Source organism: Longilinea arvoryzae, assembly GCF_001050235.1.
Classification (GTDB): Bacteria; Chloroflexota; Anaerolineae; order Anaerolineales; family Anaerolineaceae; genus Longilinea; species Longilinea arvoryzae.
The window spans coordinates 3809780-3834354 of sequence record NZ_DF967972.1; the positions used below are offsets into that span (position 1 = coordinate 3809780).

A 24575-nucleotide genomic window follows, 5' to 3' on the forward strand; every position below is an offset into this window, starting at 1 on the left:
AGTTGATGATCACTTGATTGGATGCTCGACCTTCAAGAAAGTGACATTTTGTTCCGGTTTCAGCTCCGGACTGCGTCGCAGGAAGAAGCTCCAATACAGGAATATAGATACCGTGTACAGGATAATTGTACCCAGGTAAGTGGGTCCAAAGCCGTAATTAACCTGAATCCAGCCCGAAAGTGTCGGGCTGAACGCCCAACCAAAATTATTGGCCATGCTCACCAGGCTGGCCACCGTGGCGCGCGCTGAAGGGCCGACTTTTTCCAGGACATAGGTCTGGTAGACCGGGCCGTTCATGTTCATCAAAGCCAGGCGGAAATAGTATGCCACGGCCGCAAGACTGAACCAGGGCGAAAATCCCAACATCACCAGGAAGGGGATGGAAAGCCCCTGGGTGATCACGACGAATTTGATCTTTCCCCACCGGTCAGCCAGCGGCGGCGCCACCAATAAACCCAAACCCATCGCCAGCGATCCCCAGGCAAACAGCGTACCGATGACCGAATCGGGTTGGTGGTGCACCTGGCGGAAAAAGATGTTCATGAAGGGCATGATCAGCCCCGCGCCGATCGACGTGACCAGCATGGGCAGAATCAATTTCCCCAGCAAAGCGGGCTTTTGACGAAAGAAAGCGATCGGTGCGAAGAATGACCGTTGTTCTTTGTTCAATCGCGGGGTGCGCATGAACAGCATGGGCACAGCCGCCATCCCCGCGCCGGCCGCGATAACCATCAAGGATGCACCGTAGGCGCTTGTGCTGGTCGGAGAAACCCCCTGGGCGATCCCCAACCAGGTCGGCAGGTAACCGCCAATCCAATTGCCCACAAATTGGGAACCCGTTTGAAAGCCCGAGGCGAAACTGAATAAATACGTCCGTTCTTTCTCGCCTGAGTTTTCCATCAGGAACGGTCCCATCGTCACCCCTGCTAGGCTCTGGGCAAAGCCCAAAACCACATTCATGGCCACGAAGACCGGCGTCGATGGGAAAAGAACCATCATCAACACCGACACGCATGAGAGGCTGGCCCCACCGATCAGGGATGCCTTGCGGCCCAGGAAATCGGCCACATAGCCCATCGGCAGCGCCATCAGCAGGGCGGTGAAACTGGTGGCGGTCACCAGGTTGCCGAGCAATTCCTGATCGTAGCCCAGGCTGAGGACATAAAAATTAAACAGGAACCGGAAAACACCCATCGAAGCGCCCGAAATCACGGCGCTGACCAGGTACAGGCGCGCGTTGGGATGGAAAGCCGCCAGCCGGTCGGCGTAAGTCGCCATTACCTGACCGAAGCGGCTCATAAAATTCGATCTACTCAATCCGTCCTCCCGATTTTTCAGGTGCTTCAGCATCCGGTAATTCACCTGCCAAAAATTCTTCCAGTAAATAATTCATGCTCTGCAGGGCTTCGCGCCGCAGCGCGTAACGTTTTTCGCCCTCCACTTGAAGCGCGACCTGCACCAGCCCCGCCAGGCGCAGGTCTTTCAGGTGATGCACCACGGTGGGCGCGCGCAACCGCAGCCTGCGCGAAAGCTGGCTGGGCGTCGAGGGTTCCTGTGAAAGGTAACGAAGGATACGCAAACGGGTGGGGTCGGCCAGCGCCTTCAGCATCTCCACCAACCCGACGGGCACGTTCTCACCCGGCACCAGGCCGGCCGGATCGGGGCGAACCCCGTACAATAACTGCGCGCGGCCGGGTCCGGTCGGATTGTAGAAGATCAGGGGGCTCGACCAGTAGGAAGGCGCCAGATCCAGCTCGACCAGCTCATTTAATTTCGGTAACTGAACGCCCCGCGACAGCCTTTCGACCAGTTCGGCCGGATCCAATCCGACGGCCATCCGGCGGGCTTCTTCCATGCCTTTTTTCAAGACCGGACGGATACGCTCTTCCTCTTCGGCAAAAAAAGCCTGGTAATAGCTCTGCAGCACCTCTACATATTGCCTGCCGAATTGGGATGCCTGCGCGCAGGCGTCGCAAAGATGGGTTAATGCTTCGCCGTGCAGCGCCGAATAGCGCCGGGCATAGACCGATTTCACAGCCTCCAGGTCGGCGACATTCCACTGACCCTTCGACGAAATGCTTCGAATGATCTGAACCAGATCGGCGGGAGCGTCATAGGGCGCCAGCAGGATCTCGAGCCGTTTTTCGGGAGAGAGATCCCCCAGCGCTTGAATGACATCCAGCGCGTCGCGCTTTTCCAAAGGCAGCGATGCAAGCCAGGTCAGGGGCACATGCGCATACCCCTGCGCGCGCTCGAGAAATTCACGCTGTTCGGCGGGCAGACGCGAGCGCACGCCGGCCGCCCAGGATGGGCGCAGACCAAATTCGTCAGGATGATGCAATACGTACAGGCTGACGAAAAAATCATATCCAGTGCCAGAATGCCAGTTGAGTGTGACCATAATCTGAGTAGATAAATATCTAACGTGTTAGATAATAATCTAACATTGTTTTTCGGTCAATACCTTCGAATATCCTGTCATACAGCCGTCGAAAAGGTGTAATAACCTCAAGGAGCTTTGTCCTACCGAATAGGATGTTTGCCACTACAATCCCACCCCCCGTTTCATTAAGATACCTGAAATGTTCCGACAACAGTTCGCCGGCCTTTCCTTTTTCCAGGGTTTTACACCCGAGCAAATTGCTGAAATTTGCCCGATTATGGAAGCGATCCCCTGTGAAAAGGATGCCGTCATCTTCCAACAGAATCAGCGCACCGATTATCTGTACATTCTGGAGGAAGGCGAGGTCGTGATTCAATATAAACCCTACGATGGACCTCCGATGGTGATTGCCCGCATTCATCCCGGAGGGGTCTTCGGATGGTCGGCGGCGCTCGGGCGGGACGTTTACACGTCCGGCGCTCAGGCGCTCGCGCCGGGCCGGGCCATCCGCATGCAGATAGATTCGTTACAGCAGTTTTGCAGCCAGCATCCAGAAACGGGTAAAATATTATTGGAACGGTTGGCCAGTGTCATCGCTGAGCGCTTGAAGAGCACTTACAATGAAGTGCTCAACATTCTGACCAACGGACTGGATCATACCGGAGATTGTTGGCGGAGGATAGAAAAGCCATGAGCGAACAACCAGTTATCCCCAGTTTCCCCATCGAAGATCAGATTCGCGGACTGGTCGAACAATTGGACGCTTACATCGCCCATTATCACGGCGGCGGTGTGGAATTTGTTTCTTTCGATGGGAAAATCGTTAAGGTGCGCCTGGGCGGCGCCTGCCTGGGCTGTCCGCTTTCGCCCATGACCCTGAAGGGGTGGGTGGAAGGGACAATCCGGCAATTCTTCCCGGAAATCGAGGCGGTCGAAGCTGCCTGATCAAAACAAAACGGTCGGGGCGATTCATGAATCGCCCCGACCGTTTTTTTATTAATAAGTACTATTCCAAAAACACTTCGACGCGCTCGCCGTCCTGTTCGTCGATCACATCCAAAACCTGGCCGGTTGCCCCCGCCTGGATGAGTTCCATCAACTGGTTCATGTCCAGGCCTTCCACTTCAGGAGAAAAACGCGCCCCCATCTTCATGCCGGCGCTGAGCACATTCACCGGCAGGCGCACGTTCACGCGCGTCTTCCCGGTGGAGGTATCCGTCACGCGCACCCGAAACCAGCGCGCGCCCCGCCCGGTCACCTGACTCGTTCCGGCAGGCTTTCCGGCGGCTGCCTGTGAGGCTGAGTCCAGGCTTTCCAGCAGCCGGATTCCTTCTTCGGCTGAGATTTTCCCATCCTGGATCAACTGGAGCACTCGCAGACGCTCTTCTGAAGTTGGCATGCAATCTTTCCTTTCAAATTTCTCAAGGGCATTTTACCCTGAACGGATAAAATTGACCACCGTGCCTATTTGGGGGTCTCAGAACGTCTTTCCCATTCCGCCGCGGCCGCTCGAATGAGCTTCTTTACGTCCGGGTCAGGCACCTCATCCACGCCCACGTAACGCCCCCCATCCAACCACACAATGATCCCCTCGCGTAGATCCTGGGTAATTTTCACGGAATGCTGCAACCGGGTGTGAACCAATCCTTCCTGCAGGATATCGTTGATCTGATCGACCATCGACCCGCCGCCGTCCGGCGTTTTAACCAGAATTCCGTTATCAGGATTGCTGTTCGGCATTTCCGGCTGGTGTGGAACGACGACCGGCTGAACGACCGGTTTCTCTGCGGGAGCAGGCTGCGGTTCGGGTTGTGCCGCGGGCCTGGTCACATTCAGGCGCACGCCCAACCAGTTCTGCCATTGGTCGGTGATCTCTTCGAGTTCTAGACGCTGCGCCGTACTGGCCTGCTTGATATCCGTCAGGATCCGGCCGCGCAATTCGGTCACCAATGCGCCATCCGCGTCCCGCCACAGGCGCAACCTCTGGGTGTACTGCTCGCGATCGATGCCTTCGGGCAGCAGGTCGCCTTCGCTGCGCATTTGTTTCTTTTCACGTTCGGAAAAAAGAGTCGAAACTAACGCGCCGCCGATGAAGCCGACGATTACACAAATGACCGCCAGGATGAGATATACGCTTGAAGGTTGCATCAATCCCTCCCAGAAATGGTTTCTGCACCCGCCAGGACCTGACATTTCGGGCAGAAATGCGTGCTGCGTTGGCCCACCACAAGGCGGGCGATCGGAGTGCCGCAAACCGGGCAGGGCAGCCCCTTGCGGCCATAGACTCGAAACGTGTTTTGGAATTCGCCGCCGCGATAGACCCAATCGATGCTCGCGCCGTTGGTCCGGATGCCCTGGGTCAACACCTCGCGCAGCGCTTGAAGAAGACGCTCGGCCTGTTCCCGGCTGATGTGGGCGGAATTTTGCAGCGGGTGAATCCTGGCCAAATGCAAGGCTTCATCGCTGTAGATATTCCCCACCCCGGCCAGAAAGGTTTGATCCAGCAGTAGAGTCTTGATCTGGCGGCGGCGCTGCGCCAGGCGACGGTAGAATTCATCCCCGGATAAAGCCGGATCGAAGGGTTCCGGACCCAGCCCGCCCACGATCGTATCCGGGTCCGGCGTCAACCAGGCCCGCCCAAATTTGCGCGCGTCATTGAAGACCAGCCGAAGGCCATCCGTGAAATTCAAAATGAGCCGGTCGTGCGGCTGAAGCGCTCCGCCCGGTTCGACCCGCAAATCGCCGCTCATCCGCAGGTGAATGAGCAGAAAATCACGGCTAAGTCTCAGGATGACGAACTTTCCACGCCGTTCGACATTCACGACCTGCTGGCCCGGCAGACGCGCTTCGAATTCCGCCGGCAGGGGTTCGGCCAGGGTTCGGCTCCACAATAAATCGACGGATTGAACCACCTGGCCAACGATGGAAGGTCCGCCGCGCCCGCCGTCGCGCAGCGCTCTGACAATGGTTTCGACTTCGGGAAGTTCAGGCATAACCGGTGCTCAGCCAGGAATCGCGAAAGTGCGGTCTGAATTATTCGTTGAAGAGTTCACCCACGCTGCGGCCTTCGTTTGCGCGCCGGATTACCTCGCCAAGCAGCGGGGCAACCGAAAGAATGCGCAGGCGATCGCCGAATAGGGCGCGCTTTTCAGGAGGGATCGGGATGGTGTCGGTGGCAATGAATTCGGTCACCGGCAACGCCGCCAGGCGATCGGCCGCATTCAATGACAAAACCGGGTGGACGAAAATGACATATACATTGCGCGCGCCGTTGTCCTTGACCAAATTGACGGCCTGGGCAATCGAACCGCCGGTATCCACCTCATCATCGACGATGATCGCATCGCGGTCGTAGACATCCCCGATCAGGGTCAATGCCTGGGCCTTGGCGTCGTTCCCCATGCGCCGTTTTTCGATAAAGGAAAGTGGGATGTTCAGGGATGCGGCGTAGTTCCGGGCTTTCTTGGCAAAGCCCAGGTCGGCGGTGACCACCACCGGCGACTGCATGCGATCTTTGATCGAACGCAAGTAATCAATGTGAATGTAAAATGCCGTCAGTACATCTCCGGGGATGGAGAAAAAGCCTTGAATCTGTCCGGCGTGCAGATCCATCGTGACATAGCGGTCCGCTCCGGCCACCTCGATCATATCGGCCACCAGGCGGGCGGTAATGGGAATGCGCGGCTGGTCCTTCTTATCTGACCGGGCATAGCACAGGTACGGAATCACGGCCGTGATACGGGCAGCCGAATCGAGCCGCAGCGTTTGGATCATGATCAATAATTCCATCAGGTTGCGATGGACCGGCGCAGACGTGGTCTGGATGACGTAGCAATCCTGACCGCGGACGCTCGAATGCAATTTTACGAATAAGTTGTCATTCGGAAAAGTCACCACATCCCGGTCACACAACGGGACATTTAAATAATTCGCGACACTCGCCGCCAGATCCGGGCAAGCTGTGCCAGTGTAAAGCTTGACATCCCCGAAATTCATGCGTTCGTGTCGAAAACGAATAGCAGAGGGCATTTTTCACCAACCTTTGAATCAAATATCTCGATCAGACCATTCGGAACGCAGCACGCTCATCACCAGCATGTCGATATAGCGCCCATCCTGGAAAATTGCCTGCCGCAGACGACCTTCGTGAACGAAACCAGCTTTTTCATAACAGCGAATTCCGCGTGGATTGGTTTCAAAGACATTAAGAAAGATGCGGTTTAAATTCAGGGAGTTGAAGCCATACTTCACCAGTAATCGTAAAACTTGCGTGCCATATCCTTTGTCCCAATAATCCGCATCGCCGATAAAAATACCAATTTCAGCGCTGCGATTGCGTGAATCGATATTGCCGAACCCGCAGTTGCCCACCAATTTCCAGCCTGCGGGGGTCTGCGCTTCGATTCCCAGGGGTTGTTCTTCCAGGGGAAGCTTTAAAACGCGCTCGAACCAGCCGTCTTCCTGGGCCTGCGAAAGCGGCACCGTGACGAGCAAGTTCCGATTCACATTGGGATCATTCAGCCATTGGACAAAGTGAGGCAAATCCTGGCGTTCGATTGCCCGCAGGCGAACGGTAGAGCCGGTGATCATTTCAAGCGCATCCTTTGATCGAACGAGACACTTCCCTGAGGGGAGCCCCCCAGGGAAGTGTTGAGCGTTACGGGATTAAGCGAGTTGGGCCGCGGAAGAGGAAGACCGACTCACGAATGTTGTTCAGTCCGAGCATCACCATCAACAGACGGGAGAGTCCCAGACCGAAACCGCCGTGGGGCGGACAGCCGAAGCGGAAGAAATCCAGGTAGAACTGGATGGGCTCGAGGTGCAGGCCTTTTTCCAACGCCTGCTTCTTGAGAATTTCGGGCCGGTGCTCGCGCTGTGCGCCGGTGGTAATCTCAAGGCCGTTGGCGATCAAGTCGTAGCTCATCGTCAGGTTGGGATTATTCGGATGGCGCATGTGATAGAACGGGCGCGCCGTGATCGGCCAATCGGTCACAAACACAAAATCGTGATTGTATTTTTCCTTCACATAAGCGGCAATTTCGCGTTCGCCGCCCGGATCGATATCGCCCTTCTTATCGGCCGGCAGTTGATAACCGCGCTGCTTGAGGATTTGAATGACTTCGGCCATTGGGATGCGCGGGAAGGGCAGGGTCGGAACGACGATTTCGTGATTGAATACTTCCCGGATTTGCTCGCCGTGCACATCCTTGACGCGCTGGTAAATGTGGTTCAACCAGCGTTCCTGGATGGCCATCACGTCTTCATGGGATTGAGTCCAGGAAATTTCCATGTCCACGCCGGTGAATTCGGTCATATGGCGTGAAGTGAAGGACGGATCGGCGCGGAAGACCGGGCCGATTTCGAAAACGCGTTCGAAGCCAGCGGCCATCGCCATCTGCTTGTAGAATTGCGGAGACTGAGCCAGATACGCCTTGCGATCGAAATATTCGATGGTAAAGAGTTCAGCGCCGCTTTCGCTGGGGGCGCCCACGATTTTGGGGGTGTGAATTTCGACAAAACGATTCTGCTGGCAGAATTCGCGCATGGCGAATTCAGCGGTGGTTTGCACCTGGAACAGCAACAGGTTTTCCTTGCGGCGCAGATCGAGATAGCGCCAGTCCATGCGGAAATCGAGCTGCGGGAGCGTATCGCCGTAGGGTTCGAAGGGCATGGGCGACTCGGCCAGGTTGTTCACTTCCAGTGAAGCCAATTGAAGTTCCAACCCGCCCAGTTTGACGACCGGATTATCGACCACCGTGCCGGTGATGGTCAATGCGCTTTCCGTGGTCAAGGTCGAAATTTGTTCCGCCAGTGCAGCATCGTTGCCCTTCCAGAATGCAACCTGGACGGTGCTGGTGGTATCCCGTACGACCAGAAACTGCATTTTCTTCTGGTCGCGCAGTACTTGCAGCCAACCCTGGATTTTGACTTCTTCACCAATATGTTGGCGAAGATCAGCGATAAAAGTTCGTTCCATAAAAATTATCCTTACCTCTCCTCCAAAATGCTCCACCCTTTGGCGGGGTGTTTTTATACTTTGTTCGGGCTCTCTGCCAGGTCCAGCAATTGCTCGGCGGCCTGGTAGGGAGAGAGATCACGGTCCTGCAAGCGTGAGACGATGTCCTGCAGTTCGGCGTCGCTCACGCCTTCGCGCCAGCGCGCCACCAGAATGGCCTGAAGCAGATTGTTCAGGTCGCTCTCCAGACGTTCGCGCTCACGAGCCTGCCATTCGCCGGTTTCGCGAAGGTGAGCCGCATGGCGCTCGATGGCGGCCAACACTTCCTGGGTCCCGCTCCCCTGCATGGCGACGGTCCGCAGCACGGGGGGAATCCAGATTTGATCTTCCAGCGCCGGAAGGGTGCCGGTCCTGGGTTTATTGCCGTGCCCTCCGCGACCGCAACTGCCCATTTGCATTTGCTCCGGATGGGCCAGCTCGAGCATCGAACGCAGCGCTCGTTCGGTGTTCTCCACTCCCGGGCGGTCTGCCTTATTCACGATCAATATATCGGCAATTTCCAGGATGCCAGCTTTGATGGCCTGAATGTCGTCGCCCAATCCCGGCGCTTCGACAACCAGCGTGGTATGCGCCAGGCGGGCGATGTCCACTTCGGATTGCCCCGCGCCAACCGTTTCGATGAAGATTTTATCGAATCCAGCCGCATCCAGTACCTGCACCACGGCCGCAGTGCTGCGCGAAAGCCCGCCCAACGCGCCGCGCGAGGCCATCGAGCGCACGAACACTCCCGGGTCTCCCGCCAGATCGCGCATGCGCACCCGGTCGCCCAGCAGCGCGCCGCCCGTAAATGGGCTGGAAGGATCGATGGCCACAACCGCCACTTTTACCGGCTGCCGCCCATCCATCGGGTGGCGGTAAGCGCGGGCCAACTGGTTCACCAGGGAAGATTTACCCGTCCCTGGCGATCCGGTTACGCCAATCAGATGCGCGCGCCCGGTATACGAAAAAAGCCTGTTGAGCGCATCGCGCCCTTCAGGCGAACCATTTTCGACCTGAGTGATCAACCTGGCTAACGCCAGTCGCTCACCTGCCAGCACACCTTCGACTAAATTCATCCAAACCGCCCCGCTCAGGCAACAGTCGCGCCCAGCACAGCAGCCCGGATATCATCGATATACTTGCTACTTGGTGTTCCTGGACCGTAGACAGCCATCACGCCCATGTCCAATAGAGGCTGCACATCCGATTCGGGGACGATACCGCCCACAAACACATGAACATCACCCTGACCATTGGCGCGCAATAGTTCCAAAACCCGCGGCACTAACGCCATATGTGCCCCAGAGAGGATGGAAAGTCCGATTGCATCGACATCTTCCTGCAAGGCAGCTTCGGCAATCATTTCAGGCGTTTGGCGCAGGCCGGTATAAATTACTTCCATGCCCGCGTCGCGCAGCGCGCGTGAAACCACTTTGGCGCCGCGGTCATGACCATCGAGTCCCGGTTTGGCAACTAAAACGCGAATTTTTCGCTCGGCCATCTTCTTCTCCATTCAGGTTTGTGATCGATTTTAATTATACCGCGCATTAAGCATCCTTCCGATTACGTAATTCGTCACTATGTGAACAGGCAAATGACGCGGCTCGAAAAATCCTAAGGCGCGAGGAATTGCGTTTCTTTCTGGCTGGCGCCTTTTCATAAATGGCGATATATTTACTGAGTCCCCCCATTTCCCCTCGCCGCTTCGCCATGGAAAGATCAGAATGGTCATGAATTTTCGTATATTTGACCCAATTACCAGTTGTTTTAATAAAATATTATGCGTATAATATTCTCTATGAAGAGGGGAAAACTTCTACTATCTATATTACTGGTTCTATTAATCTTGCCGAATAGCGTCGGCATAAGCCACGCGCAGGCGGAGGATGAATTATATTTCCCGGAGACGGGTCACACCATCAGTGGGCCGTTCCTGGAATTCTTCAATAGCGCCTCCGACCCGCTCTTACTCTTCGGTTATCCGATCACCGATGAGTTCGAACATCCCATCACTCACGTGCGCGTGCAATATTTTCAAAAAGTACGTTTGGATCTGGTCCGGGGGGGCTCAGGGGAGGAGGTTCAACTCGCTCCTCTTGGAGAGGATCTAAAGGACGATCAGGCGCCGCTTGCCAACATACCCACCGATAGCCCGGCTTGCCGGAAGATCAGCGGATATTCGGTTTGTTACGCCTTCCTTCAATTCTATGATGCTTATGACGGTGCGCACTTCCTGGGCGATCCGATCTCGGAAGCCCAGATTTACGAAGGGCGCATCATCCAGAATTTTAAATACTCGCGCCTGGAATGGCGGCCTGAGATGCCCACCGGACAGCGCGTCGGCGTCACCGATCTGGGGCGCATCCACTACGATCGCACCCTGGGCGACACGGCGCGTTTGCTGCCCAATGAATCATCCAATATTGCCGGCCGGCTGGTCCAACCGCATGCCTATGCGTTTGTCAACCACCCGCTGCTGCCGGCCAACTCCGACCAGACCATCTCGGTCATCGTACTTGACCAATCCCTAGATCCCATTTCCGGCGCCATCCTCAAGATCGAAGTCTTGTGGCCGGATGGCAGCACGGGCATCTACCGCCCTTCGGACACGAACAAGAGCGGCATCAGCCAGATGGTCCTTAACAGCGGAGATTACGAGGCCAACCAGATTGTCCGCATCAAAGTCACCGCCGCCTACATGGGAGAAACCAGCGAGACTTCAACCTGGTTCCGGTTGTGGTGGTAGGATCTTAATTTATCTGCCCGTCCATCAATGACAGGCATCCAGATTTTTCGCTCACGGCGCCGGGCCTTAAAAGGTTCAAAGCGCCGTGATCTTTTAAGAGTGCGGGGCGGGGCAAGTGCTATAATTTGGCATTAGTAGAAAAACTTATGAGCTTCGTCCATCTGCATGTCCACACCGAATATTCCCTCCTCGACGGTTTCAGCAACGTCAAGAAGCTCGTCAAACGCGCCAAGGAAATGGGAATGCCGGCCGTGGCCATTACCGACCACGGCACCATGTTTGGCGTGGTCGATTTTTACAACGCGGCCATTGCCGCCGGAATCAAACCCGTTATCGGTCTGGAGGCTTATCTCGCCCCACGCCGCATGGGTGAACGCGACCCCAAGCTCGACAAGCAGGCCTATCACATGCTGCTGCTGGCGGAAAACGATACCGGGTATAAAAATTTACTCCAGATTGCCAGCGCCGCCCAGTTGGACGGCTTTTACTATAATCCCCGGGTCGATCACGACTTTCTGGCGGCCCATTCCGAAGGGCTGATCGCCACCTCGGGCTGCATGGCGGCTGAAGTTCCCCGATTGATCATGGATCGGGGCGAAGCCGCGGCGGCCGAGAAGTTGGATTGGTACTATTCCGTTTTTGGACCGGACCGTTTCTTCCTCGAGCTTCAGCAGCACAATATCAAGGAATTGGCGACCATCAACCAGACGCTGCTGCGCCTGGGAAAACGGTACAATTCCCGCTTCATCGCCACCAACGACGCGCATTACGTCAATCCCGAAGATGCGCGCCTGCAGGATATTCTGCTGGCCATTCAAACCGGCTCGCTTCTCAGCGATCCCAACCGCTTCCGCATGAGCGACAATTCCTATTACCTGCGCTCCCCGGAAGAGATGAGCGCGCTGTTCAAGGAAGTGCCCGAATCGATCTCCAACACCCTCCTCATTGCCGAACGCTGCAACGTCGATCTTTCCCCCAAGGGATATCACCTGCCGGTCGTCGACGTGCCGGAAGGTTTTACCACCGAGACTTATCTGCGCAAATTATGCGAAGAAGGCCTGCTGAATCGATACGGTGAGCATGCCGCCGATCCGAAAGTGCGCGAGCGTCTGGAATACGAACTATCCGTCATCCACAAGATGGGCTTCGACGCCTATTTCTTGATCGTGTGGGATCTTTGCCGTCACTCGCGCGAAAATGGCATCTGGTACAACACGCGTGGTTCCGGGGCCGGTTCGATCGTGGCTTATACGCTCGAAATCACGACCGTGGAACCGCTCGGTCATGATCTGATCTTCGAACGCTTCCTTAACCCGGGGCGTATTTCCATGCCCGATATCGACCTGGATTACCAGGACGACCGCCGTTCCGAAGTCATGTCTTATTGCGCCAGCAAATACGGCTCGGACAAGGTCGCCCAGATCATCACCTTCGGCACCATGGGCGCCAAGGGCGCCATCCGCGATGTTGGCCGGGTGATGGATATCCCGCTCAGTGAGGTCGACCGGGTCACCAAACTGCTCAATACGGCCACCAATAAGACCATCACCATCCAGGAAGGGCTCGAGACTGTCCCGGAATTCAAGCAGGCTTACGAAAGCGCGGACTACTTAAAAGAATTGATCGATACCGCCAGCGGCATGGAAGGCGCCATCCGCAACTGCGGCACACACGCCGCCGGCGTCGTCATCACGGATAAACCCATCGTCGAATACGCGCCGCTCCACCGCCCTACCAGCGGCTCGGAAGACAGCCCCATCAAGACGGTTGTGCAGTTCGAAATGCACGTCGTCGAAAACCAGGGCCTGTTAAAAGTCGATTTTCTGGGACTGGTGACGCTCACCATCATGCAGCGCGCCTGCAAATTGATCCAAGAGCGCCATCAAACTGATTTCAATCTGAACAACATTCCCATCGACGATCCGGAATCTTACGAGTTGATGGGCCGCGGTCATACCGCCGGCGTCTTCCAACTGGAAGGCACGGGCATGACCCGCTACCTGGTGCAGATGAAGCCCCGCGACGTGGATAATGTCATCGCCATGGTCGCCCTTTACCGCCCGGGCCCATTGGAGTTCATTCCATCGTATATCAAGCGCATGCATGGCGAGGAACCCGTCACCTATCGCCATCCCTCGTTGGAACCCATCTTCAAAGAGACGTTCGGTATCCCAATTTACCAGGAACAGATCATGCGCGCGGCGGTGGATCTGGCCGGGTATACGCTCTCCGAATCGGACGATCTGCGCAAGGCGATTGCCAAGAAGCAGAAGGAAAAGCTGGAAAAGCACCGCGACAAGTTCATCAAGGGCGCGGTCGAACACGGCATTCCCCAGGAAACCTGCGAAGCCATTTTCAACGACTGGGAAGAATTCGCCCGCTACGGCTTTAATAAATCCCACGCCGCCGATTATGGCACCATCGCTGTCCAGACGGCTTATTTGAAGGCCCATTATCCGGAAGAGTATATGACCGCGCTGCTGTCGGCCTCTAAAAACGAGACCGCCAAGGTCGCCTATTACATTGGCGACTGCCGGGCCATGGGCATCGACGTACTGCCGCCCAATGTCAACTTCAGCGGCTGGGATTTCGAGATCGAAGATCGGCCCGAACAGCGCCCGGCCATCCGTTTCGGCCTGGGCGCCGTCAAGAACGTCGGCCAGGGCGCCGTCGACCTGATCCAGCAGGCCCGCAAACAGGGCGGGCAGTTTAAAGATCTGAACGATTTTGCGCGGCGCGTCGATTTGCGCGCCGTCGGTAAACGCGCTTTGGAATGCATGATCCGGGTGGGCGCGATGGATGAATTTGGCCAACGCCGTTCATTACTCGAAGCGCTCGACCGCATCATCTCAGTCAGCTCGAGCAATTTCAGGGCTGCAGAGTGCGGCCAGCTTAGCTTTTTCGGTTCGATTGCTGGCATCGAAGAAGAAATCATCCTTAACCCCAGCGATTCGCTGGATCGGCGCGAACAGCTCGAATGGGAACGCGAACTGATCGGCCTGTATGTGTCGGACCATCCCATGAACCCGTACATGCCTGCCTTGAGGCGCAAGATCACTCATTATTCTTCGCAATTGGCCGAAGTGGGCAACAAGGAAAAGGTCATCGTCGCGGGCATGGTCACCCGTTTTCGCCAGCACCAGACCAAAGACGGCAAACCCATGGGCTTCGCGACCATCGAGGATACCCAGGGCGTGGTCGAGATGGTGCTTTTCCCGCGCACCTGGGATAAATATCACCGGTTGTTGGCCATGGATGCCATATTGATCGCCGAAGGCAAAGTCGATTCCGAGAATGGCGATCCCAAGCTGCTGGTGGATAAGCTCACCCAGGCCGATGTGGAACCGGTTGCCGAAGCAGCCGGCAGTTCTTACTACGACGGCTCCACATCCACCAGTTACGATTACGGTTCTCCGGACGGCGCGGATTTTGAACCGACCGTTCCAACCATGATCGCCGAATCACCCTCCGGCCCGGCCGAACCGCCCCAGCCGGAACCCTGGGACTCGGACGATGAATCCGGCGCGCCAATGCCGCCTGAGCCGGACGATTGGCATCTGATCCAGCCTCCGCCCAATGATGAAAAGTGGCAGGCCGCGCCTCAACGCGCGCCGGCCGAAGCTCCGGTCGCTTCGGATAAGCCAGTCGAACCCCCAAAAAGCATCCAGCCGGCTCCAGAGAGCCCGGTCGTTCCATCGGCTCCGGTAGCCGCGCCAGCCGGCGCTTCCCTGCCGGTGACGCCGATCCAGTACATCATGCCGCCGGCTGAACGCACCTCCAGCAATCCGGCCGAAACTGGCGAATTGCGCATGATTACCATTGTTTTACGGGCTGGCGGTGACCGCCAGCGAGATGTGCGCCGCATGCGCCGCGTTCTCGGCATGCTCAAATCTTGCCCGGGACGCGATAAATTCGCGTTGCAAATTTTCGAAAACGGCAAACATTTCTTACTCGAATTTCCGAATGACACCACCGGCTTGAATTCCGATCTGCTGCGCGATTTGAAAGCGTTAGTGGGTGAAGATAATGTCCGCGTGGAGATTATTAAACTCCAATAGGTCGACAGGTCTTTCATATGGTAGCAAAGAAAACAATTCATACAATCGGGGTTATGACCTCGGGCGGTGATGCGCCGGGCATGAACCCCTGCATTCGCGCAGTTGTACGCACCGCATTGGTAAATGACCTTCGCGTCATAGGTGTTGAAGATGGTTTTGAGGGTTTGATCCATGGGCGTTTTCGAGCGTTGGGCGCGCGCGATGTCGGCGGCATCCTGCAGCGCGGCGGCACCATCCTGCAAACCGCCCGCAGCACCGATTTTCGCGAACCTCGCGGCCAACGGGAAGCGATTCGCCAGATGAGTAACGCCGAAATCGATGCCCTGGTTGTCATCGGTGGCGACGGCTCCCTGAACGGGGCTATCAAACTCGCCGAACAGGGCGTCCCGGTCATCGGCATCCCCGGCAGCATCGATAACGATATCTACGGCACCGATATGTGCATCGGCGTCGATACCGCGCTCAATACCATCGTCGACGCCATCGATAAGCTGCGCGACACCGCTTCATCGCACAACCGCGCCTTTCTGGTCGAGACGATGGGACGCGAATCGGGCTATCTGGCCGTGCAGGCCGGTATCATCGTCGGCGCCGAAATGGTGCTCATTCCCGAGGAAAGCGTCTCCGTGGAAGAAGTGGCCAAGACCATCGAACGCGCCTACCTGCGCGGAAAAACCCACGCCATCGTTGTGGTGGCCGAAGGGTTTACCCCGCACACAAACGAGTTGGCCGAAAAGATCAACGCCCTGGATATCGGCTTCACCATGCGCGTGACCATCCTGGGTCACATCCAACGCGGCGGCAAGCCCTCGGCGTTCGACCGGCTGCTGGCTTCCCGGTTCGGTTATCACGCCGTGCAGTTCCTGCTCAACGGCCAGACCAACGTGATGGTTGGTTTGGATGGCCGGGATATGGTCCCCGTTCCGCTGCAGACGGTCGTATCGAAACGCAAGACCCTGTCCGTCGAACACATGCAGATGGCCAAGACACTGGCTCAATAAGCCAACCCGATCCGCTTGACAATCACCCTGGATTTTTATGATCCAGGGTGATTTTTTAAGGTTAACCCCCTGGTCAAACAATGTTTATTTGATATAATCTAAGTATACTCTTCTGTGTATCCGCCGCTTTCCTGCGGGGATGGGCCTTGAAGGGACTGACCGGGCAAAACCTGTCAGTCCCTTCTATTTTCCCGGGTTAAATAAACAAACCCCTTTGGAAGGGGTTTGTTGTGAGTCAATTTCGGATGGTTATGCAGCCGCGTGGCTGTAAAGCTGTTCGCGGATCTGGAGCACCTGACGGCGCAGCCGGTCGTCGCGTTCCATCAAATCCGCCACCTTCTCACAGGCATACATCACCGTCGAATGGTCACGCCCGCCCAGGGCAACGCCAATTTGGGGCAGCGAAACGTTGGCTTCTTCGCGCAGAATGTACATGGCCACCTGGCGCGGCAAAGCCACCTCGCGCGATCGATCCCGGCCCAATAACTTTTCGGCTGTCAGACCGAACGTGGACGCCACCAGCTTGACCACCTGGCGCGGCTCCAATGTGCTGCGTTGCGGCAGCAAATCGGCCAGGGCAACCTGCACCAGGTCGGGCGTCAGGGCTTTGCCGCTTAAATCCGCATAAGCCAGCACGCGTGTCAATGCGCCTTCCAATTCGCGGATGTTGGATTGCACCTGGCGCGCGATCGAATCCAGAATTTCCGGCGGCACTTCGCGATTGGCGCGTTCGGCCTTGCTGCGCAAAATGGCCGTGCGCATTTCCAGGTCGGCGGGTTGGATATCCACCGTCAGGCCCCACTCGAACCGTGAACGCAACCGTTCCTCCAGGGTCAACATGGCCTTGGGCGGGCGATCCGAAGAAATGACGATCTGCTTGTCCTGCCCGTGCAGGGTGTTGAAAGTGTGAAAGAACTCTTCCTGCGTTGACTCTTTCCCGGCGATGAATTGGATGTCGTCGATCAGCAAAACATCGATACTGCGGTACCGGTCGCGGAACGCCTGGGTGTTATGAGTGCGAATGGAGTTGATCAGGTCGTTGGCAAATTCCTCCGATGAAACATACAACACCTGCAGGCCCTGCTTGATGGCCGAATTGCCGATGGCCTGCAACAGGTGGGTTTTCCCCTGGCCAACGCTGCCATACAAGAAAAGCGGATTGTAGGCTCGTGCCGGGTTCTCGGCCACGGCCTGGCTGGCGGCGTGCGCCATGCGATTGCTGCCGCCCACCACGAAGTTCTCGAAGGTGTAGCGCGGATTGACATTGGTGTTCTGGCGCGAGGGCTCGGGCGCGCGGACCTCGGCGGGTTCGTCCGAACCGGCGGCTTCGATTTCCTTGTGCCAGACGTTGAACTGGACTTCCTGCCGCGTTCCCATCATACCCGAAAGAAGTCGCGACATTGTCGGACCCAGCCGGTCGTCCAGCCAGTCGCGCGCGTAAGCGTTGTGTACGCCTACCACAAAAATGTTTTCCTGATATTTGATTAATTCTGCGCTGCGAACCCAGGTATCGAAGGATGCCTTTGGCATTTCGGATTGTAGTTGGCTTAATGTTGCCTGCCAGGCTTGTTCAGCATTCATTAGGAAAGCATCCTCCTACGATGATCAGAGATCTAGGCCAGAAGGCCGGCGAAGACAGCAATAGAGAGACAAGCCCACTGCGGTCTGCAGTGGGAGAGTCGATGAGATTCAACTGTAGTCGGTGTAATCTACACCGGGAAATCGATCCAGTAAAAACCTTTTGGGTTCCCCCCGGCCCCTAAGTAAAAACATTCTAACAGATACAGACGGGGGAAACAAGTTGACAAGCCTACGCCTGCCTAAAAATGTTCCAATCTTTAAGCCTTCTCACCTTAAGGAATAAGCGGAAAACCTAAGATTTAAGACTGTGTTCCATTGACACGTTCTGCCGTATTTATGAGGCTTTTTTTGCCACCCTACCCCCATATATAGCGTTTCGATAAATTCCATCAAATATAATTCCACCCTTGGGGGTAATGGTCTAAAAATTTCCAGGGCTCTACAAAATGCCAGAATCGAATTTGAAAGGTCGATTCTGGCATCTCAAAGGGTTGCTATTTTATTGCCTAAGATTAACGGATTTAAGGTTCTTAACATCGGTAAAAATAACCGCCGGAATCGGTTAGTTTTCCGTCAGCATCCGTTTTGCCGCCCGGCGCGCCAGCAGCACGGCGTAATTCGTCCCGCGGTCCATCGGGTACACCTGGCTCATACTGGCGTAATAAAGCCCGGGGATGGGTGTTTTCAAATCGGGAATGTTCCTGGAATGGTTCAAGAGCGGAACCGGTTGGGCATAATTCGTCTTCCACACCCAGCTCTTTCGCACCCAATCCGGTTTGAAATTGGGATTGATGCGTTCCAGCGCCGGCAGAAAACGCTGCAGCAATTCCTCCTGGCTCAGGCGGAAGTACTCGTGGTCTGTTTCCAGGTAATCGCCGCAGTAAACGATATGATCGCCGCCGTAGTTTTCTGCAGGCAGGTAGTTGGTATGCTCGACCAGGGCCAGGAAGGGAAAGCCGGCTTTTTTGGGCAGGTTGTACCAATAGTAGCCCTTTTCAGAGAGCTGGTGGCGCAGCGCCAGCACCATGACCACCGCGCCCATGCTCTTGAGATTAAGCAGGCCCTGCAGGTAATCCGGCGCCAGGGACGGCGCCATGCGCGCCATCACGGCCGGGAATGTGGTTGAAAGCACGCGGTCGTAGATCTCCACGCCCGAACCCGCCACGTTCAGCGCCAGGCGTCCGTCGGGTTGGGCTTCGATGTGTTCGATCACCGTCGAAAGCCGGATCTTCGCGCCGCCCCGCCGCAATGCGTCCGCCAGGTCGTCGGCAAATTGCTGAAAGCCGCCCTGATAAGTGCCCAGGCGGGTGGTGCGGGATTTCAAACGCGCCCACAGCCAGGCCATGTTCACTTCCTTGGCGTAGCGTTCGCCGAATTTTCCCACGACCATCGGCTCCCACATCTCTTCGTAGACCTTATCGCCTGCCCACTTGCGCATCCATTGGTCCACCGTCACGCCTTCCAGCGGTTTCCAGTTGTTGGTCAGGCGCAGATAGAGGCCCACCAGCCCAAATCGAATCTTGTTGATCCCATACCCCAGGCCGGGATACAGGATGGCCGCCGGGATTGAATCAAAGGGATAGAACTTGCCGTTGTAATACATGACTGTGTAGGGCCGCGGAAATAGAACGCGATTTTCCCAGCCCAGCTCACGAATCAACCCCAAAATCGCCGCATCGCTCTGGAACCAGTGATGGTAGAAACGTTCCACCGACCACTTCCAATTCGGCTCCTTGAAACCCGCGGCCAATCCGCCCACATAATCGGCCGATTCCAGCAGGGTGACTTCATGCCCGGCGGAAAGAAAATCATACGCAGCAGCCATGCCGCCGATTCCGGCGCCAATCACGGCAATTTTCATGTTCGCTCCTTGGTCAAACCGCAGCGGTTTCAGGCTTCGCTGCGCAGCGTTTCCATTTGTTTACCCCAGCGCAACGGCTGGCGTACGTAGTAGTAAGCTCCCAGCAGGGTGATCGGGAACCACAATGCGGCGTGCAGCACCAGCGTATACCCGGCGGCAATGGCCTGCGGAATGCTGTAGGCAACCAGCAGGGCAATTCCGGGCGCGTCGAACGTGCCGACATAACCCGGCGCCGAGGGCAGCGTGGTGGTCAAATTGACGATGCCGTTCATCAACATCAGGGCGAAGAAACTGACCTCGAACGGGAAGGCGTGCATCACAAACCAGTATTTGCCGGTTTCGAGCAGCCAGATGATCACGGTGGTAAAGAAGATCATCAACGCATCCGCCGGCGAACGCAGGCTTTCCAATCCGGTCAGGAAGCGCAGGGCAAAGCCGCGCACCTTTTCACGAATGCGGATCGGAACCAGATGATCGGCGCACCAGTTGACGATCCGCTCGGTCACCCGCGGGAACATGGCCGCCAGCAGGAAAACCGCCAGTGCGCCAATGAAAACCACCGCGCCGATGATGGCGACATCACGAATGTTGAGGTTGCCCACCACGCCCGAATTCTGCGTCAGACGCGCCAATTCGGGCAGGTTAAGGAAGACGAACGCCAGCATGACCACGCCGTCGAAAATGCGCTCGACGATCACGGTCGCCAGGGAAGCCGAAATGGGCACGCCCTCGCGCTGCTTGAGCACCGCGGCCCGCAACAGTTCACCGGCGCGCGCCGGGTAGATGTTGTTGCCCATGTAGCCAATGGCCACGATCGGGAACATGCTGCGGGTGGAAATCTTCTTGAGCGGCCTTAACATGTAATGCCAGCGCCACGCTCGCACCCACACGCCGATGAAATAAACCGCCACACCCGGCAGCAGCCACAGGTATTTGGCGGTTTTCAATGTCTGCCAGAACTCGTTTAAATGCATGCCTCTCAGCGTCAGGTAGAGAAAGACAGCGCTGATGAATATCCCGACCCAAAATTGCCAGCGTTTCATAGGTTGAAATGTGTCCTGCGGATAGGGTAAACGGGCGCATCATCCCCGCCCGCGTCCGATACGAAATGAGATATTACTTTTTTATAGCGAAACGAGCAGTGCAGCGATCCACGAAATGATGAGCAGCACGGAAAGAATGATAAACACCTTCTGCTGCCAGCTCTTTCGGTTTTCGCCATGTTTCGACGCACTATCCCGCCGGCTCAAAGCTTGCTTGGTCATCTTGCACAATCCTCCGAACGGACTGATTTTACACGCTTTCAAACGGCAATGCAACCTTGGCAGCCCGGGGCCGATTAGAATATTCTCATCCACCCACCGTCAGGCAATTCCCCATACCAGGGACGGCTTCCTGGGGAAGAGCGCCTCCAGCAGCAGCCGCCCCGGCTGGTTAGCCCAGCAATCTGCAAAGGCGTAGCGCAGCTCTTCCAGGGTGCGATAGCCAAAGAGCAGCTGTAAGAAAACCTGGTTTGGGAATGCGGCATCCGCGTTGGACCAGGAGGTCGGCTGGTAGGCTTCCACGGAGGTGATCCGGCCGGATTCGAATTTCAACACCAGACCGTTCCGGTAGAAGCCAAGTTTGAGTTCTCCATCGAAACCCGCGGCCGGCGACGCCTCCAACCGCGCTTCCAGGACCGGCACAATCGATCGCAGGAAAGCGATCAGGTCCGGAACACGCACGTAGTAGGCATACGCCTTGCGCTCGATGGGCAATTGTTCCTTGAGCACATCATAAATGGGATGTGCAGTTCCCAGTGAAAAGCCCACCCGATCGCAGGTCTTCTTCAGGCCGGCGGCTACGCTTTCACCTTCCTGGCGCAGGAAGCGCAGTAAACCCGGCGCCACCTTCTGCCAGGACGCCCCGTTTTCCAACTCCACCTGGGTGCAGACCCCAATCGTCCCACCCAACCAGGGCTCGGTCGGCATGCAGAAAAAGCCAACCGGTTTGCCGGTTCGATCTTCGATGACGAACAACTTCGAGCCATTCGCGCTGTCCGGTCGGCGGCCGTTGAGCTCGAAAAGCCAGGTCGTTCGATCCCGGACCGCGCTGATCGCATAACGCCGGCTGCCGCGTTGATAGAGCGACGCGATCCATTCCAGGTCTTGCTCGCGCGCCGGTCGAATGGGAAAGGGCTCACTTTCGTCTTCCTTCAGCTCTTTGACGGCGGAACTCAGATATCCGGTGTGCATCCCACCCAGCTCAAGCCCCATTTCATAGCCGTACTGGCGGTAATAAAAGGGAATGCCGGTGATCGCCTGCATCGATTCGCCGCGCGCCTGACCCCAGGCGTGCACGACCTCGAACTGCCTGCGCACCAACCCGCGGTTGCGAAACTCAGGATCCGTTCCGACCAGCTCCGGCCGGCCGACCTTTAACGGGATGCCTTCATAAGTCCAGATTTGCGGGATCGAGCACAGGCTCGAGACGATACGCCCGCTGGTGGCTTCTTCCACGACCGTGAAATCCTCCGGGCTGACCGTGGGGTGGCGTCCCGAAAGAAGGTCGCGAGTCCAACTGTCCAGGCTGTGTTGGGGCTCGGCCGGGTTGTCGGAATGAATGCGCACATTGAATGCCGCCAGGCGGTCGGCGTCCGCGGCCGTGCTGCGCCGCAGAATCAAGCCGTCGCCAAGGTCAAGCGGGAGGGAAATTGCGTCAGGGTACATGGAAGGCCTCGTTGTGATAAAAAAAACCGCCCGGAGAAGATCTCCGAGCGGAACACTCAAATCTCATGCCTGAACTGCGGACGAAATACTCAGGATTTTTCCTTACCCGTCGTCGGAGTCGCGGGGGTCGATGCGGAATCTTTTTTGGCTTCGGCAGGTTTGGCAGTGCTTTCACTTTCCTTGGGTTCGTTGTGGCTGCTGGTAGTTCGTCCAGCGCCGGAAGGGGAGCGGTTATCGGTGGAGTAAAAACCAGGACCTTTAAAGACGATACCGACGGGTTGGTAAACTTTGTTCAAAGCCTTTTTCCCACATTCAGGGCACCACTGTAGTGGCTGGTCGCTAAATTTCTGCTTCTTATCAAACTGCACACCACAATTTGCACACCGATAGGTATAAATTGGCATTTTTTCTCTTACCTTTCACGTACGAAAAGAAATCTTCCTCAACCTTTGAATTATACATCATATACAACACTTTTCAAGATCAAAGGGTACGTTTTTGACCATTCTTATGAAAGATTTGGGATTATCTCCTTGACATCCCTTCCATATGGGAGTATGATCCGGCCCAACATGGACGCAGTCCGTTCCCACTTCTTGTTTACCCTTTATATTTATCATCTTCCCGCTATGCAATCCGGTGGAGATCTGGCTGCGCATACCTCGTAAAGAACCAGCTTGAAGATCAAAAGGAAGTAGAACTCCCCGGAAAAACCCGGGGAGTTTTTTTTACCTGACTGCATTCCGGGAAACCGGTCCCCTGCAGAATTATCGTTTTAGAGGAGAGAGTGTTATGGAAGAAGTCAGTTCGATAAAGACCCTGCCCGTAAAAACCGGTTCTGTTCGCGCCGGTGAGATTTTTAGCTCCCGGCTGGGCGTCCTGACGGCCACGCTGGGTTCGGCGGTGGGTCTGGGAAATATCTGGCGTTTCCCCTACCTGACCGGCAGCAACGGTGGGGCAGCGTTTCTGATTATCTATTTGATTTGCACGGTACTGGTGGGCATTCAGGTGATGGTCGGCGAGCAAATGCTGGGACGCGCCGGCAAGGGCAACGCCATTGCTGCGTTGCGTGCGCTGGCTCCCGGAAAAGCCTGGTGGCTGGTCGGCGCAGCCGGGGTCATTTCGGCCTTCCTGATCATGGGATTCTACAGCGAGGTTGCCGGCTGGGTTTTCGCCTACATCTTTAAATCGCTATCCGGCAGTATCCTCTCGACCGACCCGCAGGTCACCACCCAGGCGTTTACATCCCTCATCGCCAACCCTACCCAGTCCCTCGTCTGGCAGTGGATTGTGTTGGCCGTCACGGGCGGTATTCTCCTTTTTGGCGTTACCAAGGGCATCGAACGCACCACCAAGACCCTCATGCCGGTCTTATTCCTATTGCTGATCCTGGTCGGCATTCGCAGTCTGACCCTCCCCGGCGCGGCCCAGGGCCTGACCTACCTCTTCAAGCCGGATTTCAGCGTCATTACCGCTGACACCTTCCTGGAAGCGCTCGGTCTTTCCTTCTTTAAATTATCCGTGGGTATGGGCTGTATGATGACCTACGGTTCCTATTTCCGCTCCGATCAAAACATTCCTACCACCGCGACGCGCGTTGCCCTGGCGGACCTGATGGTCTCCCTGATGGCAGGCATCGCCATCTTCCCGGCCGTGTTCGCCTTCGGCTTCAAACCCGAATCCGGCCCATCCCTGCTGTTCATCACCATTCCGGCGGTTTTCGCCTCCATGCCGCTGGGCAACGTGTTCATGGTCGCTTTCTTCGTGCTGACCGCCATCGCCTCGATCGGCGCCATGCTTTCCCTGCTCGAGGTCATCGTCACCTTTTTCAACCAGCAGCTCGGCCTGAACCGCAAGCTCAGCGTCGTGCTCACCGCGGCGGCTCTGGCTGTGTTCGGTTCGGCAGCCGCGCTTTCCAATTCGACCCTGGCCAACGTCAAAATTTTAGGCCTGACCTTCTTCGACCTGTACGATTACATGTCCTCGAATGTGCTCATGCCGCTCGGTGGATTGCTGATCTCGGTATTCATCGGCTGGATTTGGGGTTACCCCAACATCCGCAAGGCGCTCAGTAATGAAGGCATGCTCAAGAACGAGCGCGTCATCGGCATGTTCTTCGGTCTCATCAAGTTCGTCACGCCGGCCTTGATCGTCATCGTGCTGCTGAACAAATTGAACATCCTGTAATAAATCTGCTCATCCAGATTTTCCTGCCCGGAGACGCCCAAAAGGCGTCTCCGAT

Annotated in this window: 22 protein-coding genes; 6 read left to right on the forward strand and 16 right to left on the reverse strand. The window is 56.4% G+C overall.

Going from position 1 to position 24575, the window contains the following annotated elements; genetic code table 11:
- Window positions 1-9 precede the first annotated feature (9 nt).
- Window positions 10-1317: an MFS transporter gene (locus tag LARV_RS17110; RefSeq protein ID WP_172797908.1), complete on the reverse strand. Its 1308-nt coding sequence runs from the start codon at window positions 1315-1317 to the stop codon at window positions 10-12.
- Window positions 1310-2401: an ArsR/SmtB family transcription factor gene (locus LARV_RS17115; protein WP_075074783.1), complete on the reverse strand. Its 1092-nt coding sequence runs from the start codon at window positions 2399-2401 to the stop codon at window positions 1310-1312. Before LARV_RS17115 ends, LARV_RS17110 begins: the two co-directional genes overlap by 8 nt.
- A 181-nt stretch (window positions 2402-2582) precedes the next feature.
- Between LARV_RS17115 and LARV_RS17120 the strand changes: the two genes are divergently transcribed.
- Both LARV_RS17120 and LARV_RS17125 read left to right on the forward strand, forming a co-directional pair.
- The gene (locus LARV_RS17120; protein ID WP_075074784.1) at window positions 2583-3077 is read left to right on the forward strand and encodes a Crp/Fnr family transcriptional regulator; all 495 of its coding nucleotides are present in this window, start codon (window positions 2583-2585) and stop codon (window positions 3075-3077) included.
- Complete coding sequence (locus tag LARV_RS17125) at window positions 3074-3328, forward strand: NifU family protein (protein WP_075074785.1); 255 nt, start codon at window positions 3074-3076, stop codon at window positions 3326-3328. Before LARV_RS17120 ends, LARV_RS17125 begins: the two co-directional genes overlap by 4 nt.
- A 61-nt stretch (window positions 3329-3389) precedes the next feature.
- Here the strand turns inward: LARV_RS17125 and LARV_RS17130 are convergent, their stop codons facing one another.
- The 8 genes from LARV_RS17130 to LARV_RS17165 form a co-directional block, all read right to left on the reverse strand.
- On the reverse strand, window positions 3390-3782 hold the full coding sequence (locus LARV_RS17130; protein WP_075074786.1) for an SHOCT-like domain-containing protein: 393 nt from the start codon (window positions 3780-3782) through the stop codon (window positions 3390-3392).
- Between the two features lie 65 nt (window positions 3783-3847).
- The gene (locus LARV_RS17135; RefSeq protein WP_075074787.1) at window positions 3848-4531 is read right to left on the reverse strand and encodes a hypothetical protein; all 684 of its coding nucleotides are present in this window, start codon (window positions 4529-4531) and stop codon (window positions 3848-3850) included.
- Window positions 4531-5376 carry a bifunctional DNA-formamidopyrimidine glycosylase/DNA-(apurinic or apyrimidinic site) lyase gene (gene mutM / locus LARV_RS17140; RefSeq protein ID WP_075074788.1) on the reverse strand — a complete coding sequence of 282 codons (846 nt, stop codon included), beginning with the start codon at window positions 5374-5376 and terminating at the stop codon, window positions 4531-4533. Before mutM ends, LARV_RS17135 begins: the two co-directional genes overlap by 1 nt.
- 40 nt (window positions 5377-5416) lie before the next feature.
- Window positions 5417-6412 carry a ribose-phosphate diphosphokinase gene (locus LARV_RS17145; protein WP_236710004.1) on the reverse strand — a complete coding sequence of 332 codons (996 nt, stop codon included), beginning with the start codon at window positions 6410-6412 and terminating at the stop codon, window positions 5417-5419.
- Window positions 6413-6430: 18 nt separating this feature from the next.
- Complete coding sequence (locus LARV_RS17150) at window positions 6431-6973, reverse strand: GNAT family N-acetyltransferase (RefSeq protein WP_075074790.1); 543 nt, start codon at window positions 6971-6973, stop codon at window positions 6431-6433.
- Between the two features lie 67 nt (window positions 6974-7040).
- A complete protein-coding gene (aspS, locus tag LARV_RS17155) occupies window positions 7041-8360 on the reverse strand; it encodes an aspartate--tRNA(Asn) ligase (RefSeq protein WP_075074791.1) in 1320 nt (439 codons plus the stop codon).
- 53 nt (window positions 8361-8413) lie between these two features.
- A complete protein-coding gene (meaB, locus tag LARV_RS17160) occupies window positions 8414-9454 on the reverse strand; it encodes a methylmalonyl Co-A mutase-associated GTPase MeaB (RefSeq protein WP_075074792.1) in 1041 nt (346 codons plus the stop codon).
- Window positions 9455-9468: 14 nt separating this feature from the next.
- The gene (locus LARV_RS17165) at window positions 9469-9879 is read right to left on the reverse strand and encodes a cobalamin B12-binding domain-containing protein (protein ID WP_075074793.1); all 411 of its coding nucleotides are present in this window, start codon (window positions 9877-9879) and stop codon (window positions 9469-9471) included.
- Window positions 9880-10224: 345 nt separating this feature from the next.
- Between LARV_RS17165 and LARV_RS17170 the strand changes: the two genes are divergently transcribed.
- The 3 genes from LARV_RS17170 to pfkA all read left to right on the forward strand — a co-directional run bounded on the left by LARV_RS17170 (window position 10225) and on the right by pfkA (window position 16183).
- A complete protein-coding gene (locus LARV_RS17170; protein ID WP_075074794.1) occupies window positions 10225-11124 on the forward strand; it encodes a hypothetical protein in 900 nt (299 codons plus the stop codon).
- A gap of 146 nt (window positions 11125-11270) precedes the next feature.
- On the forward strand, window positions 11271-15182 hold the full coding sequence (locus tag LARV_RS17175) for a DNA polymerase III subunit alpha (protein WP_075074795.1): 3912 nt from the start codon (window positions 11271-11273) through the stop codon (window positions 15180-15182).
- 17 nt (window positions 15183-15199) lie between these two features.
- Window positions 15200-16183, forward strand: coding sequence for a 6-phosphofructokinase (gene pfkA / locus LARV_RS17180; protein WP_075074796.1), 984 nt, complete (start codon window positions 15200-15202; stop codon window positions 16181-16183).
- A 249-nt stretch (window positions 16184-16432) separates the two neighbouring features.
- Here pfkA and dnaA read toward each other — a convergent pair whose 3' ends face one another.
- The 6 genes from dnaA to LARV_RS17205 all read right to left on the reverse strand — a co-directional run bounded on the left by dnaA (window position 16433) and on the right by LARV_RS17205 (window position 22737).
- Window positions 16433-17764 carry a chromosomal replication initiator protein DnaA gene (gene dnaA, locus LARV_RS17185; RefSeq protein ID WP_075074797.1) on the reverse strand — a complete coding sequence of 444 codons (1332 nt, stop codon included), beginning with the start codon at window positions 17762-17764 and terminating at the stop codon, window positions 16433-16435.
- A 562-nt stretch (window positions 17765-18326) separates the two neighbouring features.
- Window positions 18327-19625: an NAD(P)/FAD-dependent oxidoreductase gene (locus LARV_RS17190; RefSeq protein ID WP_075074798.1), complete on the reverse strand. Its 1299-nt coding sequence runs from the start codon at window positions 19623-19625 to the stop codon at window positions 18327-18329.
- 29 nt (window positions 19626-19654) lie between these two features.
- On the reverse strand, window positions 19655-20668 hold the full coding sequence (locus tag LARV_RS17195) for a lysylphosphatidylglycerol synthase transmembrane domain-containing protein (protein WP_075074799.1): 1014 nt from the start codon (window positions 20666-20668) through the stop codon (window positions 19655-19657).
- A gap of 81 nt (window positions 20669-20749) precedes the next feature.
- Complete coding sequence (locus LARV_RS20430) at window positions 20750-20890, reverse strand: hypothetical protein (protein ID WP_172797910.1); 141 nt, start codon at window positions 20888-20890, stop codon at window positions 20750-20752.
- A 99-nt stretch (window positions 20891-20989) separates the two neighbouring features.
- A complete protein-coding gene (locus tag LARV_RS17200) occupies window positions 20990-22333 on the reverse strand; it encodes a GNAT family N-acetyltransferase (RefSeq protein WP_075074800.1) in 1344 nt (447 codons plus the stop codon).
- 89 nt (window positions 22334-22422) lie between these two features.
- Window positions 22423-22737, reverse strand: coding sequence for an FmdB family zinc ribbon protein (locus LARV_RS17205; RefSeq protein WP_075074801.1), 315 nt, complete (start codon window positions 22735-22737; stop codon window positions 22423-22425).
- 388 nt (window positions 22738-23125) lie between these two features.
- On the opposite strand from LARV_RS17205, the gene LARV_RS17210 reads away from it, so the two are divergent.
- A complete protein-coding gene (locus LARV_RS17210) occupies window positions 23126-24520 on the forward strand; it encodes a sodium-dependent transporter (RefSeq protein ID WP_075074802.1) in 1395 nt (464 codons plus the stop codon).
- The last annotated feature ends 55 nt before the right edge of the window (window positions 24521-24575 follow it).

What these genes read in the sequence shown, in the direction of transcription:
- LARV_RS17115 (WP_075074783.1), bottom strand. Translation starts at nt 2,401, where the DNA reads ATGGTCACACTCAACTGGCATTCTGGCACTGGATATGATTTTTTCGTC.
- LARV_RS17120 (WP_075074784.1), top strand. Translation starts at nt 2,583, where the DNA reads ATGTTCCGACAACAGTTCGCCGGCCTTTCCTTTTTCCAGGGTTTTACA.
- LARV_RS17125 (WP_075074785.1), top strand. Translation starts at nt 3,074, where the DNA reads ATGAGCGAACAACCAGTTATCCCCAGTTTCCCCATCGAAGATCAGATT.
- LARV_RS17130 (WP_075074786.1), bottom strand. Translation starts at nt 3,782, where the DNA reads ATGCCAACTTCAGAAGAGCGTCTGCGAGTGCTCCAGTTGATCCAGGAT.
- LARV_RS17135 (WP_075074787.1), bottom strand. Translation starts at nt 4,531, where the DNA reads ATGCAACCTTCAAGCGTATATCTCATCCTGGCGGTCATTTGTGTAATC.
- mutM (WP_075074788.1), bottom strand. Translation starts at nt 5,376, where the DNA reads ATGCCTGAACTTCCCGAAGTCGAAACCATTGTCAGAGCGCTGCGCGAC.
- LARV_RS17145 (WP_236710004.1), bottom strand. Translation starts at nt 6,412, where the DNA reads ATGCCCTCTGCTATTCGTTTTCGACACGAACGCATGAATTTCGGGGAT.
- LARV_RS17150 (WP_075074790.1), bottom strand. Translation starts at nt 6,973, where the DNA reads ATGATCACCGGCTCTACCGTTCGCCTGCGGGCAATCGAACGCCAGGAT.
- aspS (WP_075074791.1), bottom strand. Translation starts at nt 8,360, where the DNA reads ATGGAACGAACTTTTATCGCTGATCTTCGCCAACATATTGGTGAAGAA.
- meaB (WP_075074792.1), bottom strand. Translation starts at nt 9,454, where the DNA reads ATGAATTTAGTCGAAGGTGTGCTGGCAGGTGAGCGACTGGCGTTAGCC.
- LARV_RS17165 (WP_075074793.1), bottom strand. Translation starts at nt 9,879, where the DNA reads ATGGCCGAGCGAAAAATTCGCGTTTTAGTTGCCAAACCGGGACTCGAT.
- LARV_RS17175 (WP_075074795.1), top strand. Translation starts at nt 11,271, where the DNA reads ATGAGCTTCGTCCATCTGCATGTCCACACCGAATATTCCCTCCTCGAC.
- pfkA (WP_075074796.1), top strand. Translation starts at nt 15,200, where the DNA reads ATGGTAGCAAAGAAAACAATTCATACAATCGGGGTTATGACCTCGGGC.
- dnaA (WP_075074797.1), bottom strand. Translation starts at nt 17,764, where the DNA reads ATGAATGCTGAACAAGCCTGGCAGGCAACATTAAGCCAACTACAATCC.
- LARV_RS17190 (WP_075074798.1), bottom strand. Translation starts at nt 19,625, where the DNA reads ATGAAAATTGCCGTGATTGGCGCCGGAATCGGCGGCATGGCTGCTGCG.
- LARV_RS17195 (WP_075074799.1), bottom strand. Translation starts at nt 20,668, where the DNA reads ATGAAACGCTGGCAATTTTGGGTCGGGATATTCATCAGCGCTGTCTTT.
- LARV_RS20430 (WP_172797910.1), bottom strand. Translation starts at nt 20,890, where the DNA reads ATGACCAAGCAAGCTTTGAGCCGGCGGGATAGTGCGTCGAAACATGGC.
- LARV_RS17200 (WP_075074800.1), bottom strand. Translation starts at nt 22,333, where the DNA reads ATGTACCCTGACGCAATTTCCCTCCCGCTTGACCTTGGCGACGGCTTG.
- LARV_RS17205 (WP_075074801.1), bottom strand. Translation starts at nt 22,737, where the DNA reads ATGCCAATTTATACCTATCGGTGTGCAAATTGTGGTGTGCAGTTTGAT.
- LARV_RS17210 (WP_075074802.1), top strand. Translation starts at nt 23,126, where the DNA reads ATGGAAGAAGTCAGTTCGATAAAGACCCTGCCCGTAAAAACCGGTTCT.